We start from the raw sequence: 24442 nt of genomic DNA, 5'->3' as shown, positions 1-24442 counted from the left end.
GTGTTTTGTGCGCCGCCCTCCAGAAACAAAAGCCACGTTCTATAAAACAATCCGGAGCGCAACACGCTGCAGAAAATCTCCGCGGCGTGTTACGCTCCGTTGAATATTTAGGGTTTTAACGACTTCGGCGTGTTACGCTCTGAAGCTGGAACCCCGTTTAGTCGGCGATTAGCACCTGCTCTGACAGAGGAGTGCGGTTACCGAAACGATGGTTCGTAATCGACACAGCCTGCTCATGCACGAAAGGCAGAATCTCAATCCGAGAAGCATCCGTAACCGGACCATCCCAAATCGCAATATCAATGGACCCACCTACGGCGCGACGCAGCTCGTCACCATCTTCAGCGACCAAACGCACGCGTTCACCCAAACCGTGCTCTTCCAACAGGCGCCGCTGGAACTGTATCTGGTTTTCTACAATCACTGGAATTCCGTACTTAGAAAGCAGCGCGGAAAGGTTGATTGGCAGGTAGTCGCAAGCAGATACGACCAGACCAATCTCAGTCAGGCCACCGCCGTTAACAACGCGAGCGAAGGCTTCCTCTTCTTCCGCGAAGAACGCAAAACCACCGACTGCCATGGCAGCTGAGAGAGCACGCAGAATCTGATACATATCCGCTTCCTTACCCAAGCGCAGCGTGGTTTCAGCTGGCAGGTAACGCAGAATGTTACGCTCCACTGGGATATCGCTTGGGTCGTGCAGCGCGTCGAATACTTCCGCAGTCACGGCAGCGTCGTGCTTAACTACGTTCACAAATTTCTCGAGGGCGTCCTTATCCAAGTATTCTTCCGCCACTGCAAGTAATTCAGTGAACTGTTCTTTGAGCTCTACTTCTGCAAAAACTGGTTTCAGCTCGGTGGCGGTAAATTCGCCGAAACCGAATAGGTAGTTTGGACCCCCAGCTTTCGCGCCTTCACCGACTACTGAGCGCTTCCAGCCACCGAATGGCTGGCGTTGCACGATTGCGCCAGTAATACCGCGGTTTACGTAGACGTTACCGGCTTCCACGTTATTTAGCCACAGGTTAATTTCTTCAGCGTCTAAAGAGTGCAAGCCTGCAGTTAGACCGTAGTGAGTGAGGTTTTGCGCCATGATGGCTTCTTCCAGGGTGTCTACCCGCATGATGCCCAGCAGTGGACCGAAGTATTCAGTCATGTGGTATTCAGAGCCGACTTCTACGCCTGCGCGCACACCTGGACTCCAGAGGCGACCGGTTTCATCCAGTTGCTTTGGTTCAACCACCCAACGCTGACCTGGTTCCAGTTTCGTCAAACCACGCATCAGTTTTTCACCTGGTTCAACTGAAAGTGGCCCCATCTGTACGGAAAGGTCATCTGCCCAGCCGATGTTAAGAGACTTCACGGCATCGACAATCTGGTTACGGACGCGTTTTGAGAAACCGGCTGAGCCCACGAGGATTGCGTATGAACAGGCGGAGCATTTCTGTCCAGCGTGTCCGAAGGCAGAGTTCACAATGTCTTTAACTGCCAGGTCCAGGTCGGCAGATGGCGTGACGATGATGGAGTTCTTACCTGAGGTTTCTGCCATCAGTTTCAAAGTTGGGTCCCAGGAGCGGAAAAGTTCCGCGGTTTCTGCACCGCCGGTGAGAACTACGCGTCCGATTCGCTTATCGGTTACCAGTTCCTTACCTAGCTCCTTTTCGCCGACGTTCACTAAACCGAATACGTCAGCTGGTACGCCGGCAGCCCACAGACATTCAGCAATGATGGCGCCACAACGCTTGGAAACTGAGGCGGGCTTCAGAATCGCACCGGAACCAGCGGCGAGGGCGGCGAGGACACCACCCGCAGGGATTGCCAGAGGGAAGTTCCATGGTGGGGTAACTAAGGTTACGTCCACTGGGCTAAATTCTGCGCCATTAACTTTTTCAAGTTCCAGGGCCTGCTGGGCGTAATAGTGCGCGAAGTCAGCTGCTTCGGATACTTCTACGTCAGCCTGGTCTAGTCCCTTGCCCAGTTCAGCACCAGCTACTTCAATCAAATCTGCGCGACGGCGAGTGATTTCTACACCGACTTTATGCAAAATATCAGCACGTTCTGCTGCTGGTTTAGCAGCCCAAGCGCGAGCCCCCAGCTTAATCTTCTGAATGAACTTATCCAGCTCAGCGTGGTCAGTGATTTCTGCTTCTGCAGCGGTTTTCACGCCCAACTTTGAAGTTGGGATACGCTCTGCAATGGCTTTTGCCCACTCTAGGTTTGCCCGCATAGCCGGGTCAGAATCCGCGGTATTAGTGAACTTCCAAGCACCATCGGCGTGTTGCGCTTCAGCGGAAAGAGACTCAGTAGTTTCAGTCTGGCGATTCTGCTGGCGGTTAGAGCCCACGCGGCTAGTACCCTCTACCTGCATTTGTTCAACTGCATCCAAGAAACGCTGCTTTTCCTTATCAAAGGAAGCCACGTTAGTGCCAATGTCAAAAATAGAGGCCATGAAGTTAGCGTCAGCAGAGTTTTCTTCCAAACGACGGACCAGGTAAGCGATGGCCACATCGTATTCTGCCGGGTGAACCACTGGCACGTACAGCAGCAGGTTGCCGACATCTTCTCGGACGGCGGAAGCCTGCTGAGTGGCCATACCGGAAAGCATTTCAATTTCAACACCCTCGGTAACGCCCCGCTCCAATGCCAATTCCCAAGCCGCAGCCACAGTGAAAAGATTATGACCAGCCACGCCCAAACGAATATTTTCAATCCGCTCTGGTTGCATTGCCCAGTCGAGGATACGCAAGTAGTTCGCGTCAGTTGCCTGTTTGGAATCCCAAGTAGTCATTTCCCACCCGTGCATGAGGGCGTCCACGCGTTCCATCGCCAAGTTAGCGCCCTTTACAACACGCACCTTAATACGCGCCCCACCGCGAGCGCGGCGAGCTGCCGCCCACTCCTGCAAATCCTGCATGCAAAGCAACGTATCTGGCAGGTACGCCTGCAATACGATGCCGGCTTCTAATCCCAGCAGTTCTGGGCGGTCAAGGATGCGTTTAAAAACGTCGATAGTGAGGTTCAGGTCACGATATTCTTCCATATCCAAGTTAATGAACTTGTCTTTACCGGAAGCAGCCACGTACTGGTATAGAGGAAGTAACTGTTCAACCGCGTGATTAACCACCTGGTCGTAGCCCCAAGCATTATGTGGGCCAGTTACTGCAGAAACCTTCAGGGAAACATAGTCTACGTCGTCTCGTTGCAGCAACTGCATAGTATCTTCCAGACGGCGGGAAGCTTCTTTGTCGCCCAACACAGCTTCACCCAGTAGGTTCATGTTCAGGCGAGCGCCGTTTGCTTTCAGACGCTGAATGGCTGGTCCTAGCTTCGCGTCGGTTACGTCTACGACCAGGTCACCTACTAGCCGAGCGAAGACTTTACGGGCAGCTGGTACGGAAAGTGCTGGCACGTGTTTGCCGACAGTTCCGCCTACCAGGGCTGGTGTACGCAGGTACCAAGGTAGGAAGCCAGGATTTTGAGCGCCGATTTTAGCGAGGTGCCCGGCGGCAACTTCCTTGTCTTCTGGGCGCACTACCCCATCTACGAAAGCTACCGTGTAGTCCAGGCCATCTGGGTCATCGAGGACGTTGGCCAGCAGTTTCGCCGCGGATTCCATTGGGTATTTGGTGGACGCGTCTGCCCAGCGGCGAGCACGCTCTAAAGCTCGTTGGGCGATTTCTTCGAAAGTTGTAAGCGTCTTCGTTGGCTCGCTCATAATGTTCCTTTCGGTTATTGGGTTTGCCCCGCTGGTTTACGCGGATTGTATATCTTTTATCTTATGCGGTTTTCTGTTATTTTCCGAGGGTTATTCCACGGATTCTTTTCCGTTTTCCCCCGAAGCGTAACACGCTGATAAGGCAGTAAAACTGCCCTGAAATTACCGGAGCGTAACACGCCTGACTCAACGTTTACGGCGTGTTACGCTCCGAAAAATTATTGGGTGAGAAGCCTTTCAGCCTCAGCAAATTCAGCTTCAATCTCGGGGTTCTTCTTAGCAGTTGCATAGGAAACAATCACTGCCACTAAGACGTTTACGATGAACCCCGGGAGGATTTCATACATTTCGAAAATTCCGCCCTTAAGGTTTCCCCACACGCCAACGGTAACAGCGCCGGAAACCATACCAGCTACAGCACCCCAAGCAGTGAACTTACGCCAGTAAAGAGCCAACAAAACAGTTGGGCCAAAAGATGCACCGAAACCAGCCCAAGCAAAAGCCACCAGCCCCAAGATCGTGTCATTACGCACCCACGCCAGGGCTGCAGCTAGCACCGACACAATACCTACTGCGATACGACCGTAGAGAATCCCATCATTAGAAGAAATTTCTTCCTTTGTGAAAGCGCGGTAAATATCTTCCACAATTGCAGAGGAAGTCACCAGCAGCTGGGAAGAAATCGTAGACATAATCGCTGCGAGAATCGCTGCGAGCATCAGCCCCGCAATCAGAGGGTGGAACAGCATTTGTCCCAGGCTAATGAACACAGCCTCGTGGTTTGGCAGCTGTCCTTTATCGTGGTGGTAGACGGCGACGCCAACGAGGGCGGTCATTCCGGCGCCAATGATGGAAAGCAACATCCAGCCGATGCCAATACGTCGCGCTGCTTCGGCTTCCGCTGGAGACTTTAACGCCATGAAGCGCACGATAATGTGTGGTTGACCGAAGTATCCCAGACCCCATGCCATCGCAGAGATGATACCGAATAAGGTGGCACCGGTCAGAACGCCCTTGGATCCTAAAAGGGAAAGCAAACCAGGCTGCACCGCGTTAATTTCATGGTAAAGCTGAACTGGCCCGCCCACGTGCATGATGCCCACGACTGGGACCATGACCAGCGCGATTAGCATCATCAGCCCCTGTACTACGTCGGTCCATGACACTGCGAGGAAGCCGCCGATGAGGGTGTACATAACTGTAATCGCTGCGACTAACACCATTCCCAGGTGGTAGTTCATTCCGAAGGAGGATTCAAAGAATACGCCACCGGAAACCATGCCTGAGGACACGTAGAAGGTGAAGAACACCATGATGATAATGCCCGCGATGATGCGGATAATGTTGGTTTCGTCTTTTAGGCGTGATCCTAGGAAGGATGGGATAGTGATGGAGTTTCCGGAAACTTGGGAGTAGGCGCGTAGGCGGGGGGCGACGACTTTCCAGTTGAGCCAGGCGCCGATGGTGAGACCTACTGCGATCCAGGCTTCAATCAGGCCGTTTAGGTAGATTGCGCCTGGTAGTCCCAGGAGTAGCCAGCCGGACATGTCGGAGGCGCCGGCGGAAAGCGCTGCGACTGCGGGGCCAAGTTGGCGGCCTCCCAGCATGTAGTCATCCAAGTCGTTGGTGCGGTTGTATGCGAGCAACCCGATCATGATCATGGCTACGAGGTAGATGATCATGGCAATTGCTTGGAATGTAGTTGCTTCCATGTTGCCTCCTTTTCGTTTTTCGCTGTTTTACTAGTGTATGTTTTAACGCGATTTTTGTTCCGTTTAGGGCTTCACTTCCTATGTGATACGAAACTGTTCTTGGTGTGAGAGTAGCGAGATTCTTTCCGAGGGCGCTACAGATATCTCACAAATCACACCTGATGTTATTTAATCGTTATACATTTTAGGACTTTAATCTGGATTCAAGCTGAAAATTAGCTCTTATTTGACTCTATTTTACTAAAACTTTACCTTATGAGGAAGTGTTACAGCACCAAAGCCGCAACCCAACCAGCCAACAGCAACGGCAAATTAAAATGCAGGAACGTCGGAATCACAGAATCACGAATATGATCATGCTGCCCATCCGCATTCAAACCACTCGTCGGACCCAAAGTAGAATCAGACGCCGGAGAACCCGCATCCCCCAACGCCCCAGCCGTACCAATCAAAGCCACCGTCGCCAACGGAGAAAACCCAAGCGCAACACACAAAGGCACATAAATCGCTGCAATAATCGGCAAAGTTGAAAACGACGAACCAATCCCCATCGTCACCACCAAACCAACCAGCAACATCACCAGCGCAGCCACAGCCTTATTACCAGCAAACAACGCCGTCGCATTATGCACCAACGGCTCAATCTGACCAGTCGCATTCATAACCGACGCAAACCCCTGCGCCGAAATCATAATGAAACCAATCATCGCCATCATCCGCATACCCTGCGTAAACACTGAATCCGCACGCCGCCAATTAACCGCGCCCGAAACCAAGAAAATACCCAAGCCAACCAGCGCACCCACCAGCAACGCATCCGCCTTAGAACCCAGCAGCCCCATGACCACCTGAATCACGAAAACCGCAACAATCGCAACCACCGCCCAAGTAATCCGATACTTCGAAATCTCGGGCTCGTTCGCAACCCCCTCAATTGGCAGATTTGCATATTCCCGAGGGCGGCGATAAGAAACGAAAACCGCCAGCAAAAGCCCCACCAGCATACCCGCAGCCGGAATAGCCATAGCCAACATAACGTTCACGCCAGACACATCCAAACCAGCATCACTAATATTGCCCAGCAAAATATTCTGCAAGAAAATCTGGCCAAAACCCACCGGCAAAAACATGTAGGTCGTAACTAAACCAAAAGTTAAAACGCTAGCAATCAAACGACGATCCAACCGCAACTGATTCATCACACTCAACAAAGGCGGAACCAACAACGGAATAAACGCAATATGCACAGGAATCAGGTTCTGACTAAAAATCGCCATCAGTAAGATGCCGCCAATCATCAACCACTTAGTTTCCGTCACCGCGTGTTGCGCTTCAGTATGGGAAACAGTTGAACGACCGCCCTCGGAAATCCCCGAAGCGTAACTCGCTGCACCCATCCGGCGAATCAAAGTACCCGCCAACAAATTCGGCACCCCCGACTCAGCCACAGCCATCGCAAACGCACCCAAAAGCGCATAAGAAAGCGCAATCTTAGCGCCCCCAGCCAAACCATCCTGGAACGCCAACATAGTGCCATCAAAGCCCAAGCCCCCCAGCAAACCGCCAACTAACGCACCAATAAAAAGCGCCAGCACCACGTGCACGCGAGCCAAAGCCAACAGCAGCATCAAAATCACAGCAACTAAAACAGCATTCATAAAAGCACACAATACGGTGATAAAATCCGCAAAGCCGGTCCTGTCCAACATAAGGACGCAACAGAACTGTAGAATAAACCCAGAATCGATATTTATACGCAAAATCAGAAAGAACCCACAAAAATGGCTGGAAATGACGCTAATCGCCGTTCCGTAAAAAAGAAAAAAGGACCACTCAAAGGCACCGGCGGACACTCTCGTCGCGCACTGAAACCAAAAGGACCAACTCCGAAAGCTGAAGACCGCGTCTACCACGCAGCCCACAAACGCAAGGTAGAAAAAGAAATCGCTGAAAAAAAGAAGGCACAGGCGGAAGCACACCGCACGCGCACTTCCATTAAAATTGCTGCCGGCAACGAACTCATCGTCGGTCGCAACGCCGTATTCGAAGCCGTCGACGCCGGTATCGATATTATCCGCGTATTCCTTGCTGGAAATGCCCTCGACGAACGCATCGGCAAAGTCGTACGCACCGCAACTGCCCTGGGTGCGCCAGTCCTCGAAGTCACCAAAATGGACTTGGAAAACGCATCCGGCGAATCCGCTCACCAATCCATCGGCATTGAAGTACCTGAATACGACTACTGCAGCGCACAAGACCTACTGGAACGCACCAAAGAAAACGCTCAAATTCCGCTGATCGTAGCCCTAGATCAAGTAACCGACCCACACAACCTCGGTGCAGTTTTACGATCCGGTGGTGCTTTCGGAATCACCGGCGTACTCATTTCAGAACGCCGTTCCGCATCCGTAAACGCTGCTGCTTGGAAGGTTTCTGCTGGTGCAGCTGCTCGCGTACCAGTCGCTCGGGAAACCAACCTAGTCCGCGCATTAGGCGAACTCAAAGAAGCTGGCTGTTTCGTAGTTGGTCTTGACGGTGGCGGAGACGTTTCCCTCCGCGACCTGGACTTAGCAACCGGTCCGCTGGTAGTAGTTACCGGCGCAGAAGGTAAGGGCTTGTCTCGCCTGGTACGTGAAACCTGCGATCAGATTGTTTCCATTCCAATTTCTTCCGCAGTAGAGTCTCTTAACGCTGCTGTAGCAACCGGTATTGCACTATACGAAGTTGCTTCTAAGCGCGCCGAAGCGTAACACGCCGACACCACTACAAATGGCTTAAGCCGCGACTTTTCAAAGCGTAACTCGCCAAGATGATTCATCTTGGCGAGTTACGCTTTTAGTTTAGTGTTCCGCTACAGAGTGTTACGCTGCGAATGGCGTGTACACAGGACACTACACCCCATATAGTTATCCACAGTTTTTATCCCACCTCATGTCCTTAAATCCCCGTAACTGCCAGGATTTAGACATGAGAACCCGCAACTTTGACCTCGATAAACCCCACCAGCCATCACTCCTACACTCTCCCAGCCGAGTACTTCAGCTCGCCAAAGAAGTGTTGCACCGAACGCCCTCGAAAGTAGCACTCACTCTCTATGTAGCAGCACAAATATACGGGCTGCCAATTTGGAGCATCCCCCAAGAAATCCAACTCGTCTATTTCCGCCAACGCACGTTTTCAACCACCGTAGTTGGAAAAGACAAGTTCGGAAACGGAGTCACCGTCCGCCGCAAATTCCGCGATTTCCCACCCCACGCTGTAATTTTCATCGACAAGCAGCCACTACTGTCACTCCCATTTCTGCTTCTTGATTTCCTAACTCTACGCAACTCGTTTGCAGCTTTCGTAACTGCGGAAGCTATTTTCCGATGCCTTGTAGAAGCCCGTCGCACCCCGGATGAAGCCCAAGAAATCCGCGAAGCATACGTGCGCGGAATATTGGAGTACTACACGCGAACCTACATTTCTGACTATTATCAGGCACGGGTTTTACGTCGGATTAGGCTACTTTCTGCTGGTTCGGAGTCGCCGTTGGAATCCGTATTACATGTGGTAATGCGTCAGCTACGCCAGACTTCATATACCCAGCAGTTTCCGATTAATACAGGTCGAACCACATACTATACGGATGGTGCGCTACCGCGCTTAGGTACGGTTTTGGAAGCGGACGGCCAGGGAAAGTATGTTGCTGATCCGTTTAAGTTGAAGGAAAAGTATCGCGCGAAGCAGATTCGCCGTTTAGGTTGGCAAGTGGTGCGGTTTTGTACGGATGAGTTTTGGGATCCGCAGTTAGTGGATTTGGTTTGTGCGCGGCTGGGCATTGCTCGCCCACGTTGGTTACGCAAAGTTTAAGCCTTTTGGGTTAAAGGATTTTCCCGAGGGAGCTACCTCTCATGTAAAAGCGGAGCGTAACACGCCGAAGTCACGCAGTTACACTGCTTCTTCGGCGGGTTACGCTCCCCTAAAACTATTAGTTAATCAGGCCAAGTGCCAGCGAGCTCCGTCAGCTGAGTCTTCAACTACGATTCCCGCAACTGTTAAGCGGTCTCGCAGTGCGTCTGCTCGACCCCAGTCTTTATCAGCGCGTGCTTGCGCACGTTCCTCAATAACTGCGGATACGAGGGTGTCCAGGGCGTGTTGCGCTCCATTATTAGAAGAACCGTTACCGAAAACGAACGGCGCCCACTGCGTGGAGGCTGGGTCTAAACCGAGGATTGATAGCATTGCGCGCACATCGCATAAAGCTACGCGCACAGTTTCTGTATCGCCAGCAGTTAATGCTGAGTTACCGGCTTTTAAGCGCTCGTATACTGATGCTAGTGCACCAGCTACGTTCAAGTCGTCATTCATTGCAGCTGCGAAAGCCTCTGGCAATGGGTGTTGTGCCAGTTCGCCCTCGGAAATTTCTGCCACCTGGTTTTCTGCCAGTAGTTGGGTTGCGCGGACTACGAAACCTGCCAAACGATCCCAAGCTGCCTGTGCTGCTGCGAGGGTTTCCTCACCGTATTCAACAGTGGAACGGTGATGTACGGTTCCCAACGCGAAGCGTAACACGGGGGCTGGAACAGTTTCTAAAATATCTGCCACTACCAGAGAATTCCCCAGTGATTTAGACATTTTTTCACCTTTGAGGGTAACCCAAGCGTTGTGTACCCATAGGTTTGCGAATCCCCAGCCAGCTCCGTGAGATTGTGCTTGCTCATTTTCGTGGTGTGGGAAGCGCAGGTCGATGCCGCCACCGTGAATATCGAATGTTTCACCCAGGTAGCGTTCGGACATGGCGGAGCATTCTAGGTGCCAGCCGGGGCGGCCGCGTCCCCATGGGGAATCCCAGGCTGCGGTAGTTGGTTCGGTTGGTTTTGCAGATTTCCAGAGGGCGAAGTCCCGCGTGTCACGCTTCCCTGCTTCGGTGGCGGAGTCAATCTGGGATTCGTCTTCGGTGGTGCGCATATTCGCCAGGTCTTGGCGGGTTAGTGAACCGTAATCGTCCAGGGAATGTACGTCAAAGTAGACGTTTCCTTGTCCGTCGGCGTAGGCGTGGCCGCGTTCAATTAGACGGTTGATGAGGTTCAGCTGGTCGGTGATGTGCGCGGTTGCGCGTGGTTCGAAGGTTGCTGGGAGTAGTCCTAAAGCATCGTAGGCGGCACTGAATTCGCGTTCAAATTTCGCTGCCCATGCCCACCATGGTTCGCCAACTTCAGCTGATTTACGGAGAATTTTGTCGTCGATGTCGGTGATATTGCGGACGTAGGTGACCTTCATTCCGTTGCGCTTGAGCCAGCGGATGAGGGTGTCAAAGGCGACGGCTGAGCGCATGTGTCCGATGTGTGGGCTTCCTTGAACTGTTGCTCCACATAGGTAGATGCCGACGTGGCCTTCCTGTACGGGGGTCAGTGGTTCTACGGTACGGGTTTTTGAGTTGTATAAATGAAGATTCACGTTTCTAGGGTAACGGTTTTTGCTGGTGTTCTTCTACCGCCGAAGCGTAACACGCCGATTCTTCTTCCCCATTTGTTTGGGTTTTCGGAGCGTAACACGCTGTGGTGGGTGAGATTGGCGTGTTACGCTCCGGTGTTTGGCTGATTGTTGGTGGAAGAGTCATTTAGAATTAGGGTTATGACTGATTTTCCTGAGATTCGTACTGGTATTGGCACTGATGTGCATGCTTTTACTGCTCCTGATTCTGGGCGCCCAATGTGGTTGGCGTGTTTAGAGTGGCCCGGTGAGGTGGGTTTGGAGGGGCATTCTGATGCGGATGTTGCTGCCCATGCTTGTTGTGACGCGCTTTTAGCGGCGGCCGGTTTGGGTGATTTGGGTACTCATTTTGGTACTTCTCGCCCGGAGTGGACGGGGGCGTCGGGTGAGGCGCTTTTGAAGGAGACGTTGCGTTTGATTTCCGAGGGCGGCTGGCGGGTTCTTTCCGTTTCGGTGCAGGTTTTAGGGAATCGTCCTCGGATTGGGGCTCGTCGTCAGGAGGCGCAGGATCGTTTGTCTGAGGTTATTGGGGCGCCGGTTAATTTGGGTGCTTCAACGACGGATCATTTGGGTTTTGCGGGTCGTGGCGAAGGTGTTATGGGGATTGCTTCTGCTTTGATTGCGCGTTGAGGTTTTGTGTGTAAAGCCGGAGTGTAACACGCTTGTTTTCCTAAAACGGCGTGTTACACTCCGGCTTTAGTTGTTTTTCTATGTGTTTCACCTGTGCGGAGTGTTACGCTCCGTGTGGGGTTTTATTTTCCGTCGAAGGAATCTAGGTATGCGTGTTCTTCTTTAACTGGAATGAGGATGAGTAGGCCTAGGAGCAGGATGGAGATGATGCCGAGAATACCGAAGTGGGTGGCGGATTCTCCGTCTGCTACGAAGTTTTGTCCGATGGTTACGCTTAGACCGTACATGGCTGGCGCGAGGAAGGATACTGCGCGTCCGGTGGTGGCGTAGAGTCCGAATACTTCACCTTCGCGTCCTTCTGGAATGACTCGTCCGAGGAAGGAACGGGATGCGGATTGTGCTGGGCCAACGAAGCCAGCGAGGGTTAGGCCAGCGATCCAGAAGACGATTTTTCCTTGGTCGTGGAAGAAGAATACGACTAGCCCCATAGCGACCATGACGGAGAGTGAGAACATGATGGTGCGTTTTGGTCCCCAGAAGTCATCTACCCAGCCGAAGGCGATGGTGACGACGCCGGCTACGACGTTGGAGGCGACACCGAAGATGATGATTTCGCCGGGGGTGAAGCCGAAGGTTACGGCTGCGAGGATAGCGCCGTAGGTGAATACGCCTGCGAGGCCGTCACGGAATACTGCGGATGCGCCGAGGAAGGAGAGAGTGTGGGGTGCTTCTGCGTAGAGGCGTTTCACGGTTTTCCAGAGGCGCTTGTAGGAGTCGCGGAGGGTTTCTTTTTCGTCGTTTTCGTGTCCTTCAACGGCGCGTCCTGGTAGAGCGAAGAGGACTGGGAGGGCGGAGAGTCCGAACCAGAAGGCGGCTACGAGCATGGCGAGGCGGACTGGGAGCCCGTCTTCACCGGATACTGCTACTACTGGGTTGTCGCCGAGGAAGAAGATGAGTAGTACGAAGAGTAGGATGATGCCGCCGAGGTAGCCGGATGCCCAGCCGATGCCGGAGATGCGTCCCATGGTTTCTGGGGTGGAGATGCGTGAGAGCATCGCGTTGTAGTTTACGGAGGCGAATTCGAAGAAGATGTTGCCTACGGAGATGAGGAAGATGCCGAGCCAGAGTGCGCCTTCGGTGCCGAGGGTGGATTGTGGTCGGACGAAGAACATGCCGAGCAGGGCGAGGAAGACTACGAAGGAGTTGGCGCCTAGCCAGAAGGTGCCGCGGCCTTTACGGTCTGCGCGTTGTCCGCTGATTGGTGCGGTGAGGGCAATGATGATGCCGGCGATGGTGAGGCCCCAGGATAGTTTTAGGGATGAGGCGTCGTGGTCGCCGAAGAGTTTGGAAACCAGGTAGGTGGAGAATACGAAAGTGGTGGCTACAGCGTTGAATGCGGCTGAGCCCCAGTCCCAGATTGCCCAGGAGATTACTTTCTTGTTCAGCAGTTTGGCTGTACCTGCTGGTTTGTTGTTTAATGCACTCACAAAATCTTCCTTAAAGATTTGAACTTATTTGTGTTTTCTACTTTATCGAAAACTAAGCAAAGTTCCTACTCTAAACCCCTTGATCCGCCAGCAGCGCCGCGGCTACTCGCAAATCAAACGGCGTGGTCACTTTCAGACTCAACTCACTTCCGCGGACCATCAGCACCGGCTCCCCAGTAAGCCGCATTAGCGAAGCATCATCCGTAAACTCTTCTTCCGTACTCTTTTCTTTCCCGAGGGCGTGCCCCTCCATGATCACGTCATAGTGGAATCCCTGCGGTGTCTGTACGGCACGCAACTTTGCGCGGTCAACAGTTTCACCAGAGAATTCTAAGCCCTCAGTTTCCAAGACTTTAAATTCACTTAAAGTATCCACCACCGGTAGCGCCGGAATAACCGCTTTAGCTTCAGATTCCAACCCCATAACAACGCGTTCAACTACTTCCACCGGAGTTAAACAACGAGCCGCATCATGAATCAACACCAAAGTCTCTGCAGACACAAAGTCCTGCTCCAACTGCTGCGCTAACCCCGGTACCGCCTGTAAGCCCCGGTAAACACTTTCTTGTCGACTACCCCCACCAGGAACCACGAGAATACGCGCATCGCCCTCCAAAATCTTTTGAAAATCCGCGAAATAATGCCCATCATCCAAAGCCGTCACTACCACGCCCGCCACCCGCGGGTGAGCCAAGAACCGCTCCACCGCATGCTCCACGATAGTTTTATCACCCAACGGAACCAGCGCCTTCGGCTGATTGTAACCCAGGCGCGTACCCGTTCCAGCTGCTGTAATAACAGCGTAAACTCGTTTCCCCATAGCTATTCCTGCGGCTGATGCGCGCCAGCAACCTCTTCTAAAATCTCATCTAAACAAATATGCGCTGCAGCTTCATCAATACCCCGCGCCAACGCCACTTCAGAAGTAAGAATCTGCCGAGCTTTCGAAAGCATGCATTTTTCTCCCGCGGAAAGCCCCTTCACCGCGTCACGGCGAGTTAAATCGCGGACTACTTCCGCGACACTGCGGATACTCCCGGAAGCGATTTTTTCTTGATTCTGCTTGTATCGACGCGACCAAATAGCCGGCTCATCCGTGGAATCTTCATGCAAAATGTCAACGACTTCTTGGAAGCCACCCTCATCTACTACGTCGCGACCGCCCACCATTTCCACGTTATCAGCAGGCACCTGAATCGTTAGGTCCCCCTGTGCCACTCGCAAAGTTAAATACGTGCGCTTTTCCCCTTTGAATTCGCGAACGTTAATTTCTTCAATAGTGGCTGCCCCGTGATGTGGGTACACGATAGTTTCACCAATGTGAAAGGTCATTACGGTCTCCTGTCAATGGACAAAACCACTTCTATTTTACCAGTTGCGCCCTTCAATCAAGGGGAATTCACCCAAGCGTAACTCGCCGACACTACCACAACGTAACACTCTACAACCTGCTCCCCGCGTGTTACGCTCCGAGTTCTATGACCAGCTCAGCGTGTTACGCTCCGCGGAAAAGCAACCAAAAAACCGCCCTCCGGAAAAGAAAACCCAATAAAAACATAAAAGTGAGGCCCCGCCAAAGCGGAAGCCTCACTTAATAAGGATTTATTAAATCACTTACCCTGGTTTGCTACAGCATCAATCTTCGCCTGTGCATCTGGATCCAGGTAGGTGCCACCCTTCTTCAGTGGAACCAGGTTTTCATCCAATTCGTACAGCAATGGAATACCAGTTGGGATGTTTACTTCTGCGATATCTTCGTCAGAAATACCATCCAAGTGCTTCACGATTGCACGCAGGGAGTTACCGTGCGCAGCGATCATAACGGTCTTGCCGGTCTTGATTACTGGAACAATGGTTTCTTCCCAGTATGGGAGCATACGTTCCAAAACGTCCTTCAGACATTCGGTTGCTGGGATTGGTTCGCCAGCGTAACGTGGGTCAGTATCCTGAGAGAATTCGGAGCCCAGTTCGATTGCTGGTGGTGGGGTGTCGTAGGAACGACGCCACAGCATGAACTGGTCGTCACCGTATTCGTCGCGGATTTCCTTCTTGTTCTTGCCCTGCAGAGCGCCGTAGTGGCGTTCGTTCAGGCGCCAGTCGCGCTGTACTGGAATCCAGTGGCGGTCACAAGCGTCCAGAGCCAGATTTGCGGTCATGATTGCGCGCCGCAGCATGGAGGTGAAGAGTACGTCTGGCAGAATGCCTTCCTTCTTCAGCAGTTCGCCGCCGTGTGCTGCTTCTTCCTTGCCCAGGTCGGACAGTGGAACGTCTACCCAACCGGTGAACAGGTTCAGGGCGTTCCATTCGGACTGGCCGTGACGCAGCAGTACGAGCTTGTAAGTCATGAGGTTTCCTCTCACAGTTGTTTGCAAACAGTGGGTCATCCGCTGACCCGACTGTTTCCATTGTAAGGGAATTTTTGGTGCGAGTGGCGGGACAATTGGCCACCTCGGCGAGTTACGCTTCGGTTATCCACACGTCCCAAAATGCGTTAAACCAAAAAGTTGCTAAAGTTGTATGCATGACGCATTCTCACAGCCACGGACCTTTAGAATTATCGCAGCAGCGCCTGCGGAAGATCCGTATTTTCCTTACCGCAGTGGTCGCCCCCCTGGCGTTGGCGACTGTACTGGGAATGCTACTTTTATGGCCGTCCTCGGGAAATTCTGTAGTTGGTTCTATTGACCCTTATGCGTCGGGAACGTCCACCGCGAGCGCCCGCGTCATTGGCTTCGACTTGGATAAGTGCGCGCCGGTCGGTGGGATTCCGGAAGCACCCGTACCCCAGGCAGGCGAGAATAATCGCGCTTTTGAGTTGGGAAATTTGTGCGCGGAAATCTTGGATGGGAAGTCGGCTGGTTTAGTCGTTTTGCTTCAGATTCCGCCGGAAAAATTCCCGATTATTTCCGAGGGCGATACTTTAACTGTTCTCCGTACTGAAACTGGTGACTCAGGTGGGGTTATCCACGCGTATTGGGATATTCAGCGTACTTCTCCCCTGTGGATTCTACTTACCTTGTATTTAGTCATGGTTGTGGTGGTAGCCCGGCTGCGTGGTTTAGCTGCGATTGCTGGTTTAACCGCGTCTATCCTCGTGTTGGTTTATTTTGTGATGCCGGCACTAATGGTGGGTAAGCCCGCGTTGTTGGTGACGTTGTGCGGTGTTTCTGCGATGCTGTTTGCTTCCGTTTATTTCGCGCATGGGATTTCGATTCGCACTACGACAGCGCTACTGGGTACTTTCGGTGGCATGGCTTTGACGGTGGTGATGGCTTTATGGCAGGTGCAGTCAGTGCATTTGTCTGGTGCTGCTTCCGAAGAAGGTCGTTTGATTTTTGGTTATCTTCCTGAAGTATCTTTGCAGGCTCTTCTGGTTTGCGGCATTGTGATTGCAGCTTTGGGTGCGTTAAATGACGTGACTATTACGCAGGCTTCTACCGTGTGGGAACTTCATGCTGCTAACCCGCAGATGTCGCAGATGCAGATTTTTGCGCATGCCATGCGAGTTGGCCGGGATCATATTGCGTCAACGGTTTACACTTTGGCTTTCGCTTATTCTGGTACGGCTTTACCGGCGTTACTTTTAGCGATGATGATTGACCGCCCTCTGTATGAGATTGCGGTAACGGAAGAGATTGCGGAAGAAATCGTACGCACGTTGATTGCGTCGATTGGTTTGATTATTTCGATTCCTCTGACAACTTTGATTGCGGCAGTGCTAGTGAAAGTTACGCAGACGCGCCAAGATACAGCGGAGCGTAACACGCCGCACTCGCATGGCGGGTTAAATGAAGCGCCCTCGGAAGCAGGAAAAATTCTCGGAGCGTAACACGCCGCACCCAAATATTTTCCCCCTAAATGAAAGGAACTAAATATGAGCACCTACCAGCTAGAAATTCGCGGCCTCACCTGCGGACACTGCGTTGCTTCTGTAACTGAGGAAATCTCTGAAATCGCTGGCGTTACCACGGTGAATGTGGAACTAAATGCCGGTAAAGAAGCAGTTTCCGTAGCCACCGTTGAAGCAGACGCAGAAGTAAGTGAAGCAGCTTTTGCTGATGCAGTTGATGAAGCCGGATACGAACTGGTTTCCGTTTCTGCTTGATAATCATCGGAGCGTAACACGTCGAACAGGTTTTCCGCGGCGAGTTACGCTCCGCTAGTTTTAAGGAGTCGTCATGTCGCACCAATCCACCCGCATCAGCCAGCTACGCATTCGACTACTGGTTTCTGCGGTTTTAACACTGCCAGTGATGCTGATTTCTATGATTCCAGCATTGCAGTTTCCTGGCTGGCAGTGGATTATGGCGGGTCTAGCTCTGCCCGTAGTGTCGTGGGGAGCGTGGCCATTTCATAAGGCGGCTTTCCAAGCAGGGCGGCATGGTGGTTCCACTATGGATACGCTAGTTTCCCTGGGCGTTATCGCGGCAATGGGCTGGTCTTTGTGGGCGTTATTTTTCACGGAAGCTGGCACCTGGGGTCACGTCATGCATATGACTTTTCTGCCCCAGCACGCGTCGGATGCGCACCCGGAGCTATATTTTGAAACCGCAGCGGTGGTCACGACTTTCCTACTGGCGGGCCGTTTTGCAGAGGCGCATACGAAGGCGCAGGCGGGTGACGCTCTGCGTTCATTGTTAGAGCTGGGTGCAAAACAGGCTTTACGCGTTGATTCTGCAGGTAATGTGACGCAGGTAAGTGCAGAGTCTCTGCTGGTTGATGACGTGGTTTTAGTAAAAGCTGGTGAGAAGATTCCCGCAGATGGCGTGGTGATTGAGGGCTCCGCAGCGGTTGATACTTCCCTTTTAACAGGCGAATCTGTGCCGGTTTTCATGAGTGCAGGTGACGCGGTTACGGGTGGGACGATTAATACTGATGGTCTTTTGCAGGTGCGTTTGACTCGCGTGGGGGCTGAGACGACTTTGGCGCGGATTGGCGCGATGGTTACTGCAGCGCAACTGGGGAAGGCTCCGGTGCAGCGGTTGGCAGATAAGGTTTCAGGCGTTTTTGTGCCTGTGGTTTTAGGGATTTCTGCTTTAACTTTGCTTGGCTGGTTGCTGGCGGGCGCGTCTACGCAGGCGGCGTTTACTGCTGCGGTGGCGGTTTTGGTGATTGCTTGTCCGTGCGCGTTGGGTTTGGCTACTCCAACTGCGTTGCTGGTAGGTTCTGGCCGGGCGGCGCAGCTGGGGATTGTGATTAAGGGTCCGGAGATTTTGGAGTCGACCCGCCAGATTGACACGATTTTGTTGGATAAGACGGGCACGATTACGGCGGGCGAGATGCGCGTGACGGGCGGGTTCTTGGTTTCTGCGTCTGGTGCAGTTAGCGGGGATCTTGGGGAGTTGGCTTTTTCCGAGGGCGTTGCGTTAGCTGCTTCCGTTGAAGCTCATTCTTCTCATCCGATTGCAGCTGCGGTGGTTGATTTTGCTTCTCTTACCGCGGAGCATAACACGCCGGATGCTGCTGAGTGGCTTTCCCAATCTTCGGAGCGTAACACGCCGTCCAGTGTCTTCCCCACTAGTGTTGATTTCGTAAACCATGCTGGTTTCGGAGCGTCTGCCACTGTTGGTAGCAACCGTGTTTTTGTTGGCAGTCCGCAGTTTTTACAGGATTTAGGGTTTGATTTTTCCGCTGTTGCACAAAACCTGTCTGCAGGGTTGTCTTCTGGTGCAACGGTGATTGCGGTCGGTACTGTACCTCTAAGCGTTTTCCCTGCGGATAAGCTTGATACGCCGGAGCGTAACACGCCGCATCTAAAGCAGAACCCTGAAAAACTCCCAGTTGAAACCACGGAATCTACCAGTGCGGAGAGTTACGCTCCGCAGCAGGTGTTTGAACTTTCCCTCCAAGGGATGACTTGTGCTTCTTGCGTTCGCCGAGTGGAACGTAAACTTGGGAAACTTCCCGGAGTTAAAGCTGAAGTTAACCTAGCTACGGAAACTGCGCGTGTTACGCTTCCAGCTGCAGAGTATTCTGCAGATGGAAGCGAGCTAGTAGAAACCATCGTAAAAGCTGGATATTCTGCGCAGGTGCTGTCTAGCACCGCCCTCGAAAATGTAGAAAACACGCCGAAACCAGTTTCCCGCGCCCACGATTTTTGGGTGGAGGCACCTACGATTCTGGCAGCGCAGCAACCTGAAAACTGCCAGTTACGTGCTGTTTTGTTTATTGCTGACCAGGTGAAGCCGACGAGCGCGCAGGCGATTAGTCAGCTACGTGAGCTTCAGATTGAGCCGATTATGATTACGGGGGATAATCCGCAAAGTGCTCGTCGGGTTGCAACTGAAGTGGGAATTGAAACCGTTTTTGCGCAGGTTTTGCCTGAGCAAAAGCGTGATCGGATTGCTGATTTGCAGGCGCAGGATAGGGTCGTAGCAATGGTTGGCGACGGCGTTAATGATGCGGCTGCACTGGCACAGGCAGGCGTGCAGGGTTTGGGAATCGCAATGGGGTCGGGCACGGACACAGCGATTGAGGCGGCTGATATTACGCTGATTGGTTCTGATTTGGCGAGTGCGCCAACTGCTATTCGGATTTCGCGGGCGACGCTGCGGGTGATTAAGCAGAATCTGTTTTGGGCGTTTGCTTATAACGTGGCTGCGATTCCGCTGGCGGTGGCGGGTTTGTTGAACCCGATGATTGCGGGGGCGGCGATGGCTTGTTCTTCGGTGCTGGTGGTGTCGAATTCCTTGCGTTTGCGTCGTTTTAAGTAGTCTAGTTATTTTTCCCGAGGGCGCCCAGTGACTGTTTTTGTTTTCACTGGGCGTTTTCGTGTGTCTAAATTACTTCGGAGCGTAACACGCTGACTTGGTGAGTCAGGCGTGTTACGCTCCGGTTGTTTTAGTAGGTTTTGCGCGTGGTCGGCGTGTTACGCTTCAGGGTTTTTCGCGTTGCGACGTTTATGCAGGAAGTATTCGATAACCATTGGTAGGAGGGATACGAATACGATTACAAGGATGATAGCTGAGAGATTATCATGAATGAAAGAGACGCCACCTAATAGTGATCCCAGTAGCGTTAGGCCGCCACCCCAAGCGACTGCTCCGACCAGGTTCCACAGTAGGAAAGAGGCATGGTTGTAACCGGCGATTCCTGCTGCGATTGGCACGAAAGTGCGTACAAATGGAACGAAACGACCCATTACTAGTGAGCGACCACCGTAGCGGGCGAAGAAGTTTTCGGCTTGCACTAGGTGTTCGGTTTTGAGTATGCGAGCGTCATCTGAAAAGAGGTTGCGACCAAATTTTGCGCCAATCCAGTAGCCAACTTCAGAGCCGGCCAGGGCGCAGACAACAATGGTTGCGACGAGGACGATGAGGCTGAGTCCTAACTGCGTGTGGAGCAAACCGGCAGAAAATACTAGGGAGTCGCCGGGGAGGACTGGGAATAGGACGCCAGATTCGATGAAGACGATGGCCGCTACGCCAGCGAGTACCCATTGTCCTAAGGCTAGGAGCAGGGTTTCTGGGTTTTTGAACCATTCAAGGATGGTTTCAAACCAGATTGGGTCGGCTGCTGCCGCGTCCATAATCTGTGCTAACACTTTTTCTCTTTTCTTTTATTACAGTTCTCAAATCAGCCTACTTGGTCGTTGCCAGGGTTTCCACCTTTTTCGAGGGCGAGCCGGTGTCGGTTTCCTCTCAGGAGTGTTACGCTTCGCGGATTTGGCGTGTTACGCTTCGGCAAAATCCGGGTGCGCGTGTTACGGTACGCCGGTGCGGCGTGTTACGCTTCGGGTTCAGAATCTCCCTAGGGCGCGCCGATAGTAGATTCTCTACCTGTAACCCTAAACTAATTACTATGCCGTTTCCTTTCACCAACCCGCCCAGCTGGTCCCAGGCTTTATCTAAGTCCGGGACCTTCGTTAAGTCTCTTAACGTAGCCCGGGTTAAAACCGCTATCATGCTGGTTTTCGCGGTTGGCATCGGCATTTACCTCTACGTTTCTTTGGACTTCGAGATTTTGCAAACCGCCCTCGAGAATGCCAATCCCCTCTGGCTACTCGCCGCCTTCGGATTCGCCCTCTTAAGCTACGTGGGTGCCGCAATTCCGCTGGTCGCATTTTCTAACCAAAAATTGCACCTGTGGGACGTGATTTTAACGCAGGTGGCAGCGTCAGTAGTCACGCTGGTGGCGCCTGCAGGAATCGGCCCAGCTGCCCTTAACCTGCGTTTCCTCACGAAGCAACGAATCTCAGCGGTCACAGCAGCAGCTACCGTAACAATCGTGCAGGTCACGCAGTTTATTTCCACAGTGGTTTTACTGGCAGTAATTATTTTCATCACCGACTATTCCACAGGGGTTTCTTTCCCAGGTAAAGCGGTGGCAATTAGTGTTGTTGTTATAGCTATTTTTGCCGGTGTTTTAGGGGTTTTCCCACGTTTACGCCAGTGGGTTTGGGTGCGTATTGAGCCAACTTGGACGCAGTCAGTGACGCATTTTCGTTGGGTTTTGACTTCCCCGAAGCGCTTGGTTTTAGGCGTGTTCGGCAATATTTTAACGACAGTTTCCTACGTGGCAGCTTTTGGTGCGACCCTGTTGGCTTTTAATCAGCGGCTTACTTTAACCACTTTGGCAGTGACATATTTGGTAGCGACTTCCGTGGGTTCAGCGGTGCCGGCTCCGGGTGGGATTGGCCCAGTCGAGGGCGCTTTAGTAGCAGGTTTACGGATTGCCCATATCTCCGCATCTATCGCAATTTCAGCGACTTTAACTTTCCGGTTAGTAACTTTTTATGTACGCGCCCCGCTAGGTTGGTTTGCACTTAATAATCTGCAAAAACGTGACTTAGTCTAAATTTTGGTCGTCCGGGTGCGTGCACGCGGATTCTGTGAAAATATGCTTTTTATGGAAACTAATAAGCGTTTACAACTGATTTTGGTAGCTGTAGCTGCCGTTTTAGCTATTATTATTGCCTTTTACATGGGTATGCATTTTGGTAAATCTTCTGCTGAAATGACTTCTCAGAAGCCCCCTAGCACTGCCGCTATGACTGCTGAAAAGACTGAAATGTCTGCCGAATCTAAGGATGCTCCTGTGGCTGACCCTAACTTAGTTGCTGGCCAGGATTATTCTCCAAGCCAGACTGACCCTGAAGTTTTGAAGCTCATGGCAGCTGAGATTCACCGCGATAAGGACGACCTGCGTTCCCTGGGCTCCCCAGACGCTCCAGTTGTACTGGTTTCCTACGAAGATTTCTCTTGCCCAATGTGTGGAGTTTTCAATACGAACACTCACCCTGCGCTGAAGAAACTAGTTGATGAAGGTAAGCTACGCCTGGAATTCCGCGATATGGTTATCTTCCCTAACTACAATTCTCAGCTGGCTCACCAGGGGGCGCGTGCTGCCGCTCAGCAGGGTAAGTTCTGGGAGTTCGTTGATAAGGCTTTCGCTCAAACTGCTAACGGCAACCACCCTAACTACACTAAGGAACTAGTTCTGGATATCGCTAAGCAGGCGGGTGTAGAAAACCTGTCCGCTTTCGAAAAGGCTTTAGAATCTGACGAAATCGTTCAGGCTGTGCAGGCTGAAACTCAGCATGCGCGTGAAAAGCTGGGTCTGACTGGTACGCCATTCTTCATCATTAACAACGCAGTTGTTTCTGGCGCGTACCCTACCGAGTACTTCATTAACACCATTAACCAGCAGGCAGTGGAAGCTAAGTAATAATGCAAGTTTCAGCTCTGATTGCCTTTCTAGGCGGGGCATTAACCCTTTTCGCACCCTGTGCGGCTATGTTGCTCCCCTCCTTCTTTGCGTACGCTTTCTCTTCCAGTCGCGTACTGTTGGCTCGTACCGCGGTTTTTGCGGTGGGCGTGATTTTAGCGCTACTGCCTTTCGGAGCTTTTGCTGGTTCATTCGGTGTTTTCCTCCGCACTAACTCCACTACTTTCTCTGTAGTTGCCGGGGCTTTAGTTCTCATCCTGGGTGTGATGCAGATTTTCTCACTGGCTTTCCCAGTGCCTAAGTTTGCTTCCTCCTTGATGACTCGTACAACTTCTGCTCCTGCGGTGGCAGCTAGCGACCCGTCCTCGGAAACTGAATCTGCCAACTCTGCTCCTTCCGCACTGGCTGTTTTTCTGCTGGGCTTGGGGTACGCGCTGGCTGGGGTTGGCTGTTCCGGCCCGATCCTTGGCGCGGTTTTAGCCTATGGTTCTTTGAATGGCTCCGTATTCGGCGGAATCATGCTGATGGTCTGGTACGGCTTAGGCATGGCATTCCCCGTAGCTTTACTGGCTCTGTTGTGGGATTCTTTGGGTGGCAACCAGCGTGTTTGGCTGCGTCCACGCCCACTGCAGATTTTCGGCCGTTGGACCACGGTTATGAACGTGGTTTCGGGTACGATTTTCATAATCCTTGGCCTGATTTTGATGGTATTCAACGGTCACGTAGGCTTGCCATCCATCCTGTCCGGCGAACAGCAGATTCAGTTGGAAAGTTCCGTCGCAGGAGCTTTCGCCGCTGTTCCGGGTTGGTTATTTGTCGCTCTCTTTGGGGTTATCCTAGCTTTAGTAGTATTAAAGTTTAAGTCCTCAAAGTGAGGTAGGAAATGATCCCCACTCCGCAACGTAATGGTATTTTCCGTGTCGCGGCAGAATTTTTTCTGGTGTACGCGGTAACCATTTTGTGTGCTGGAGTGGGGCTTTTTCTTTCTGTCTGGTTCACGGACCAGGATGTTCCCGCACTTTCTAAACTGCATGATCCGATTACTTCGATTACGCAGGTGGCTATCCCGGCACTGGTTTGTATTCTGCTGACGCGTTTTCTAATTCACCGGCGAGGTTTAGAGTACGTGGTGTGGCAAGAACCTGAGTATGTTTCCCCGCGTTTGGGTGGGAAAGCTCCGATTGTGGCACCACCTTTGGATACGTACGATGACTTGTTTTTTGCTTCGGCGCTTTCACATGAGCCTGAGCCCATGTTTGAGATTAATATTCAGCCGCGGGTTTCCCGTTTGTGGTGGCTAGCTGGCATGCTGGTGATTTTCGCGGTGGCGATGGTCTTTATTGTTTCGCTTTCGAATTTGGAGATTACTCTGGAGGGCGTCCTAGCAGGTACTTTCGCAGCGTGGATGTTAGCGTTGGCGCAGGAGTATTTGTTACGTGGTTTAGTGGTTGCTGAGGTGCGGCGGTTTACTAAGCGTCAACGTTGGCCGCTGCTGGCGTCAGCGATTTTGACTTTCTTTTGGATGATTCCAATTGCAGCTACTGCTGATTCTTCTTCTAATGCGCTTTTCATGCTGTTAGCGGGGGTTTTCTTAACTTTCCCAGCTTTTGGATTGCGTCGAATGTTTGCGTCTTTGTGGGCAGCTGTTTTAGCGCAGTTCCTTTTTTTCACTGCTTTTTTGGTGATTCTTTAAGCGGAGCGTAACACGCCCAGATACTCATCTGCGGCGTGTTACGCTCCGCTTTATTAATTAGTTT

At 52.2% G+C, this 24442-nt stretch carries 19 protein-coding genes; 10 read left to right on the top strand and 9 right to left on the bottom strand.

Features of this window, described 5'->3' with window-relative positions; genetic code table 11:
• Positions 1–157: 157 nt before the first annotated feature.
• The 3 genes from HMPREF0044_RS04545 to HMPREF0044_RS04535 all read right to left on the bottom strand — a co-directional run bounded on the left by HMPREF0044_RS04545 (position 158) and on the right by HMPREF0044_RS04535 (position 7085).
• Positions 158–3715, bottom strand: coding sequence for a proline dehydrogenase family protein (locus HMPREF0044_RS04545; RefSeq protein WP_006546944.1), 3558 nt, complete (start codon positions 3713–3715; stop codon positions 158–160).
• 218 nt (positions 3716–3933) lie between these two features.
• The gene (putP, locus tag HMPREF0044_RS04540) at positions 3934–5427 is read right to left on the bottom strand and encodes a sodium/proline symporter PutP (RefSeq protein WP_006546943.1); all 1494 of its coding nucleotides are present in this window, start codon (positions 5425–5427) and stop codon (positions 3934–3936) included.
• A 266-nt stretch (positions 5428–5693) separates the two neighbouring features.
• The gene (locus tag HMPREF0044_RS04535; protein WP_040312977.1) at positions 5694–7085 is read right to left on the bottom strand and encodes a Na+/H+ antiporter family protein; all 1392 of its coding nucleotides are present in this window, start codon (positions 7083–7085) and stop codon (positions 5694–5696) included.
• Between the two features lie 123 nt (positions 7086–7208).
• Between HMPREF0044_RS04535 and rlmB the strand changes: the two genes are divergently transcribed.
• Together rlmB and HMPREF0044_RS04525 are read left to right on the top strand one after the other, a co-directional pair.
• Positions 7209–8177 (top strand): 23S rRNA (guanosine(2251)-2'-O)-methyltransferase RlmB, encoded by a 969-nt coding sequence (gene rlmB / locus HMPREF0044_RS04530; RefSeq protein ID WP_006546941.1) that lies wholly within the window; start codon positions 7209–7211, stop codon positions 8175–8177.
• 217 nt (positions 8178–8394) lie between these two features.
• Entirely contained in the window at positions 8395–9279 is an 885-nt protein-coding gene (locus HMPREF0044_RS04525) for a hypothetical protein (protein WP_006546940.1), read from the top strand.
• A 126-nt stretch (positions 9280–9405) separates the two neighbouring features.
• Here the strand turns inward: HMPREF0044_RS04525 and cysS are convergent, their stop codons facing one another.
• Positions 9406–10866, bottom strand: coding sequence for a cysteine--tRNA ligase (gene cysS / locus HMPREF0044_RS04520; protein WP_040312974.1), 1461 nt, complete (start codon positions 10864–10866; stop codon positions 9406–9408).
• A 177-nt stretch (positions 10867–11043) separates the two neighbouring features.
• Here cysS and ispF point away from each other — a divergent pair, with 177 nt between their 5' ends.
• Complete coding sequence (gene ispF, locus HMPREF0044_RS04515) at positions 11044–11532, top strand: 2-C-methyl-D-erythritol 2,4-cyclodiphosphate synthase (protein WP_006546938.1); 489 nt, start codon at positions 11044–11046, stop codon at positions 11530–11532.
• Positions 11533–11654: 122 nt separating this feature from the next.
• Here the strand turns inward: ispF and HMPREF0044_RS04510 are convergent, their stop codons facing one another.
• The 4 genes from HMPREF0044_RS04510 to HMPREF0044_RS04495 form a co-directional block, all read right to left on the bottom strand.
• Positions 11655–13019: an MFS transporter gene (locus HMPREF0044_RS04510; RefSeq protein ID WP_006546937.1), complete on the bottom strand. Its 1365-nt coding sequence runs from the start codon at positions 13017–13019 to the stop codon at positions 11655–11657.
• Between the two features lie 70 nt (positions 13020–13089).
• Positions 13090–13839, bottom strand: coding sequence for a 2-C-methyl-D-erythritol 4-phosphate cytidylyltransferase (gene ispD / locus HMPREF0044_RS04505; protein ID WP_006546936.1), 750 nt, complete (start codon positions 13837–13839; stop codon positions 13090–13092).
• Between the two features lie 2 nt (positions 13840–13841).
• Positions 13842–14351: a CarD family transcriptional regulator gene (locus tag HMPREF0044_RS04500; protein WP_006546935.1), complete on the bottom strand. Its 510-nt coding sequence runs from the start codon at positions 14349–14351 to the stop codon at positions 13842–13844.
• Between the two features lie 278 nt (positions 14352–14629).
• Positions 14630–15364, bottom strand: a complete 735-nt coding sequence (locus tag HMPREF0044_RS04495) for a phosphoglyceromutase (protein WP_006546934.1) — start codon at positions 15362–15364, stop codon at positions 14630–14632.
• 176 nt (positions 15365–15540) lie between these two features.
• On the opposite strand from HMPREF0044_RS04495, the gene HMPREF0044_RS04490 reads away from it, so the two are divergent.
• The 3 genes from HMPREF0044_RS04490 (at position 15541) to HMPREF0044_RS04480 (ending at position 19732) form a co-directional block, all read left to right on the top strand.
• Complete coding sequence (locus HMPREF0044_RS04490) at positions 15541–16848, top strand: YibE/F family protein (protein WP_050754358.1); 1308 nt, start codon at positions 15541–15543, stop codon at positions 16846–16848.
• A 45-nt stretch (positions 16849–16893) separates the two neighbouring features.
• Positions 16894–17124: a heavy-metal-associated domain-containing protein gene (locus HMPREF0044_RS04485; RefSeq protein WP_006546932.1), complete on the top strand. Its 231-nt coding sequence runs from the start codon at positions 16894–16896 to the stop codon at positions 17122–17124.
• Positions 17125–17197: 73 nt separating this feature from the next.
• Positions 17198–19732, top strand: coding sequence for an HAD-IC family P-type ATPase (locus HMPREF0044_RS04480; RefSeq protein WP_006546931.1), 2535 nt, complete (start codon positions 17198–17200; stop codon positions 19730–19732).
• A gap of 155 nt (positions 19733–19887) precedes the next feature.
• Here the strand turns inward: HMPREF0044_RS04480 and HMPREF0044_RS04475 are convergent, their stop codons facing one another.
• Complete coding sequence (locus tag HMPREF0044_RS04475; protein ID WP_006546930.1) at positions 19888–20547, bottom strand: DedA family protein; 660 nt, start codon at positions 20545–20547, stop codon at positions 19888–19890.
• Between the two features lie 272 nt (positions 20548–20819).
• Here HMPREF0044_RS04475 and HMPREF0044_RS04470 point away from each other — a divergent pair, with 272 nt between their 5' ends.
• Genes HMPREF0044_RS04470 through HMPREF0044_RS04455 form a run of 4 tightly spaced genes read left to right on the top strand, consistent with a single transcriptional unit; the run spans position 20820 to position 24378 of the window.
• Entirely contained in the window at positions 20820–21815 is a 996-nt protein-coding gene (locus HMPREF0044_RS04470) for a lysylphosphatidylglycerol synthase transmembrane domain-containing protein (protein ID WP_006546929.1), read from the top strand.
• 51 nt (positions 21816–21866) lie between these two features.
• Positions 21867–22685, top strand: coding sequence for a DsbA family protein (locus HMPREF0044_RS04465; RefSeq protein ID WP_050754357.1), 819 nt, complete (start codon positions 21867–21869; stop codon positions 22683–22685).
• 2 nt (positions 22686–22687) lie between these two features.
• Positions 22688–23560, top strand: coding sequence for a cytochrome c biogenesis CcdA family protein (locus HMPREF0044_RS04460; protein ID WP_006546927.1), 873 nt, complete (start codon positions 22688–22690; stop codon positions 23558–23560).
• An 8-nt stretch (positions 23561–23568) separates the two neighbouring features.
• On the top strand, positions 23569–24378 hold the full coding sequence (locus HMPREF0044_RS04455) for a hypothetical protein (protein ID WP_006546926.1): 810 nt from the start codon (positions 23569–23571) through the stop codon (positions 24376–24378).
• Positions 24379–24442 lie beyond the last annotated feature (64 nt).

Source organism: Gleimia coleocanis DSM 15436 (genome assembly GCF_000159015.1).
Taxonomy (GTDB): Bacteria; Actinomycetota; Actinomycetes; order Actinomycetales; family Actinomycetaceae; genus Gleimia; species Gleimia coleocanis.
This window is presented reverse-complemented; position numbering and strand designations above follow the sequence as displayed.

What these genes read in the sequence shown, in the direction of transcription:
- HMPREF0044_RS04475 (WP_006546930.1), bottom strand. Translation starts at nt 20,547, where the DNA reads ATGGACGCGGCAGCAGCCGACCCAATCTGGTTTGAAACCATCCTTGAA.
- HMPREF0044_RS04545 (WP_006546944.1), bottom strand. Translation starts at nt 3,715, where the DNA reads ATGAGCGAGCCAACGAAGACGCTTACAACTTTCGAAGAAATCGCCCAA.
- HMPREF0044_RS04480 (WP_006546931.1), top strand. Translation starts at nt 17,198, where the DNA reads ATGTCGCACCAATCCACCCGCATCAGCCAGCTACGCATTCGACTACTG.
- HMPREF0044_RS04465 (WP_050754357.1), top strand. Translation starts at nt 21,867, where the DNA reads ATGGAAACTAATAAGCGTTTACAACTGATTTTGGTAGCTGTAGCTGCC.
- HMPREF0044_RS04500 (WP_006546935.1), bottom strand. Translation starts at nt 14,351, where the DNA reads ATGACCTTTCACATTGGTGAAACTATCGTGTACCCACATCACGGGGCA.
- putP (WP_006546943.1), bottom strand. Translation starts at nt 5,427, where the DNA reads ATGGAAGCAACTACATTCCAAGCAATTGCCATGATCATCTACCTCGTA.
- HMPREF0044_RS04460 (WP_006546927.1), top strand. Translation starts at nt 22,688, where the DNA reads ATGCAAGTTTCAGCTCTGATTGCCTTTCTAGGCGGGGCATTAACCCTT.
- HMPREF0044_RS04535 (WP_040312977.1), bottom strand. Translation starts at nt 7,085, where the DNA reads ATGAATGCTGTTTTAGTTGCTGTGATTTTGATGCTGCTGTTGGCTTTG.
- rlmB (WP_006546941.1), top strand. Translation starts at nt 7,209, where the DNA reads ATGGCTGGAAATGACGCTAATCGCCGTTCCGTAAAAAAGAAAAAAGGA.
- HMPREF0044_RS04525 (WP_006546940.1), top strand. Translation starts at nt 8,395, where the DNA reads ATGAGAACCCGCAACTTTGACCTCGATAAACCCCACCAGCCATCACTC.
- HMPREF0044_RS04455 (WP_006546926.1), top strand. Translation starts at nt 23,569, where the DNA reads ATGATCCCCACTCCGCAACGTAATGGTATTTTCCGTGTCGCGGCAGAA.
- HMPREF0044_RS04470 (WP_006546929.1), top strand. Translation starts at nt 20,820, where the DNA reads ATGCCGTTTCCTTTCACCAACCCGCCCAGCTGGTCCCAGGCTTTATCT.
- ispF (WP_006546938.1), top strand. Translation starts at nt 11,044, where the DNA reads ATGACTGATTTTCCTGAGATTCGTACTGGTATTGGCACTGATGTGCAT.
- HMPREF0044_RS04495 (WP_006546934.1), bottom strand. Translation starts at nt 15,364, where the DNA reads ATGACTTACAAGCTCGTACTGCTGCGTCACGGCCAGTCCGAATGGAAC.
- ispD (WP_006546936.1), bottom strand. Translation starts at nt 13,839, where the DNA reads ATGGGGAAACGAGTTTACGCTGTTATTACAGCAGCTGGAACGGGTACG.
- HMPREF0044_RS04490 (WP_050754358.1), top strand. Translation starts at nt 15,541, where the DNA reads ATGACGCATTCTCACAGCCACGGACCTTTAGAATTATCGCAGCAGCGC.
- HMPREF0044_RS04485 (WP_006546932.1), top strand. Translation starts at nt 16,894, where the DNA reads ATGAGCACCTACCAGCTAGAAATTCGCGGCCTCACCTGCGGACACTGC.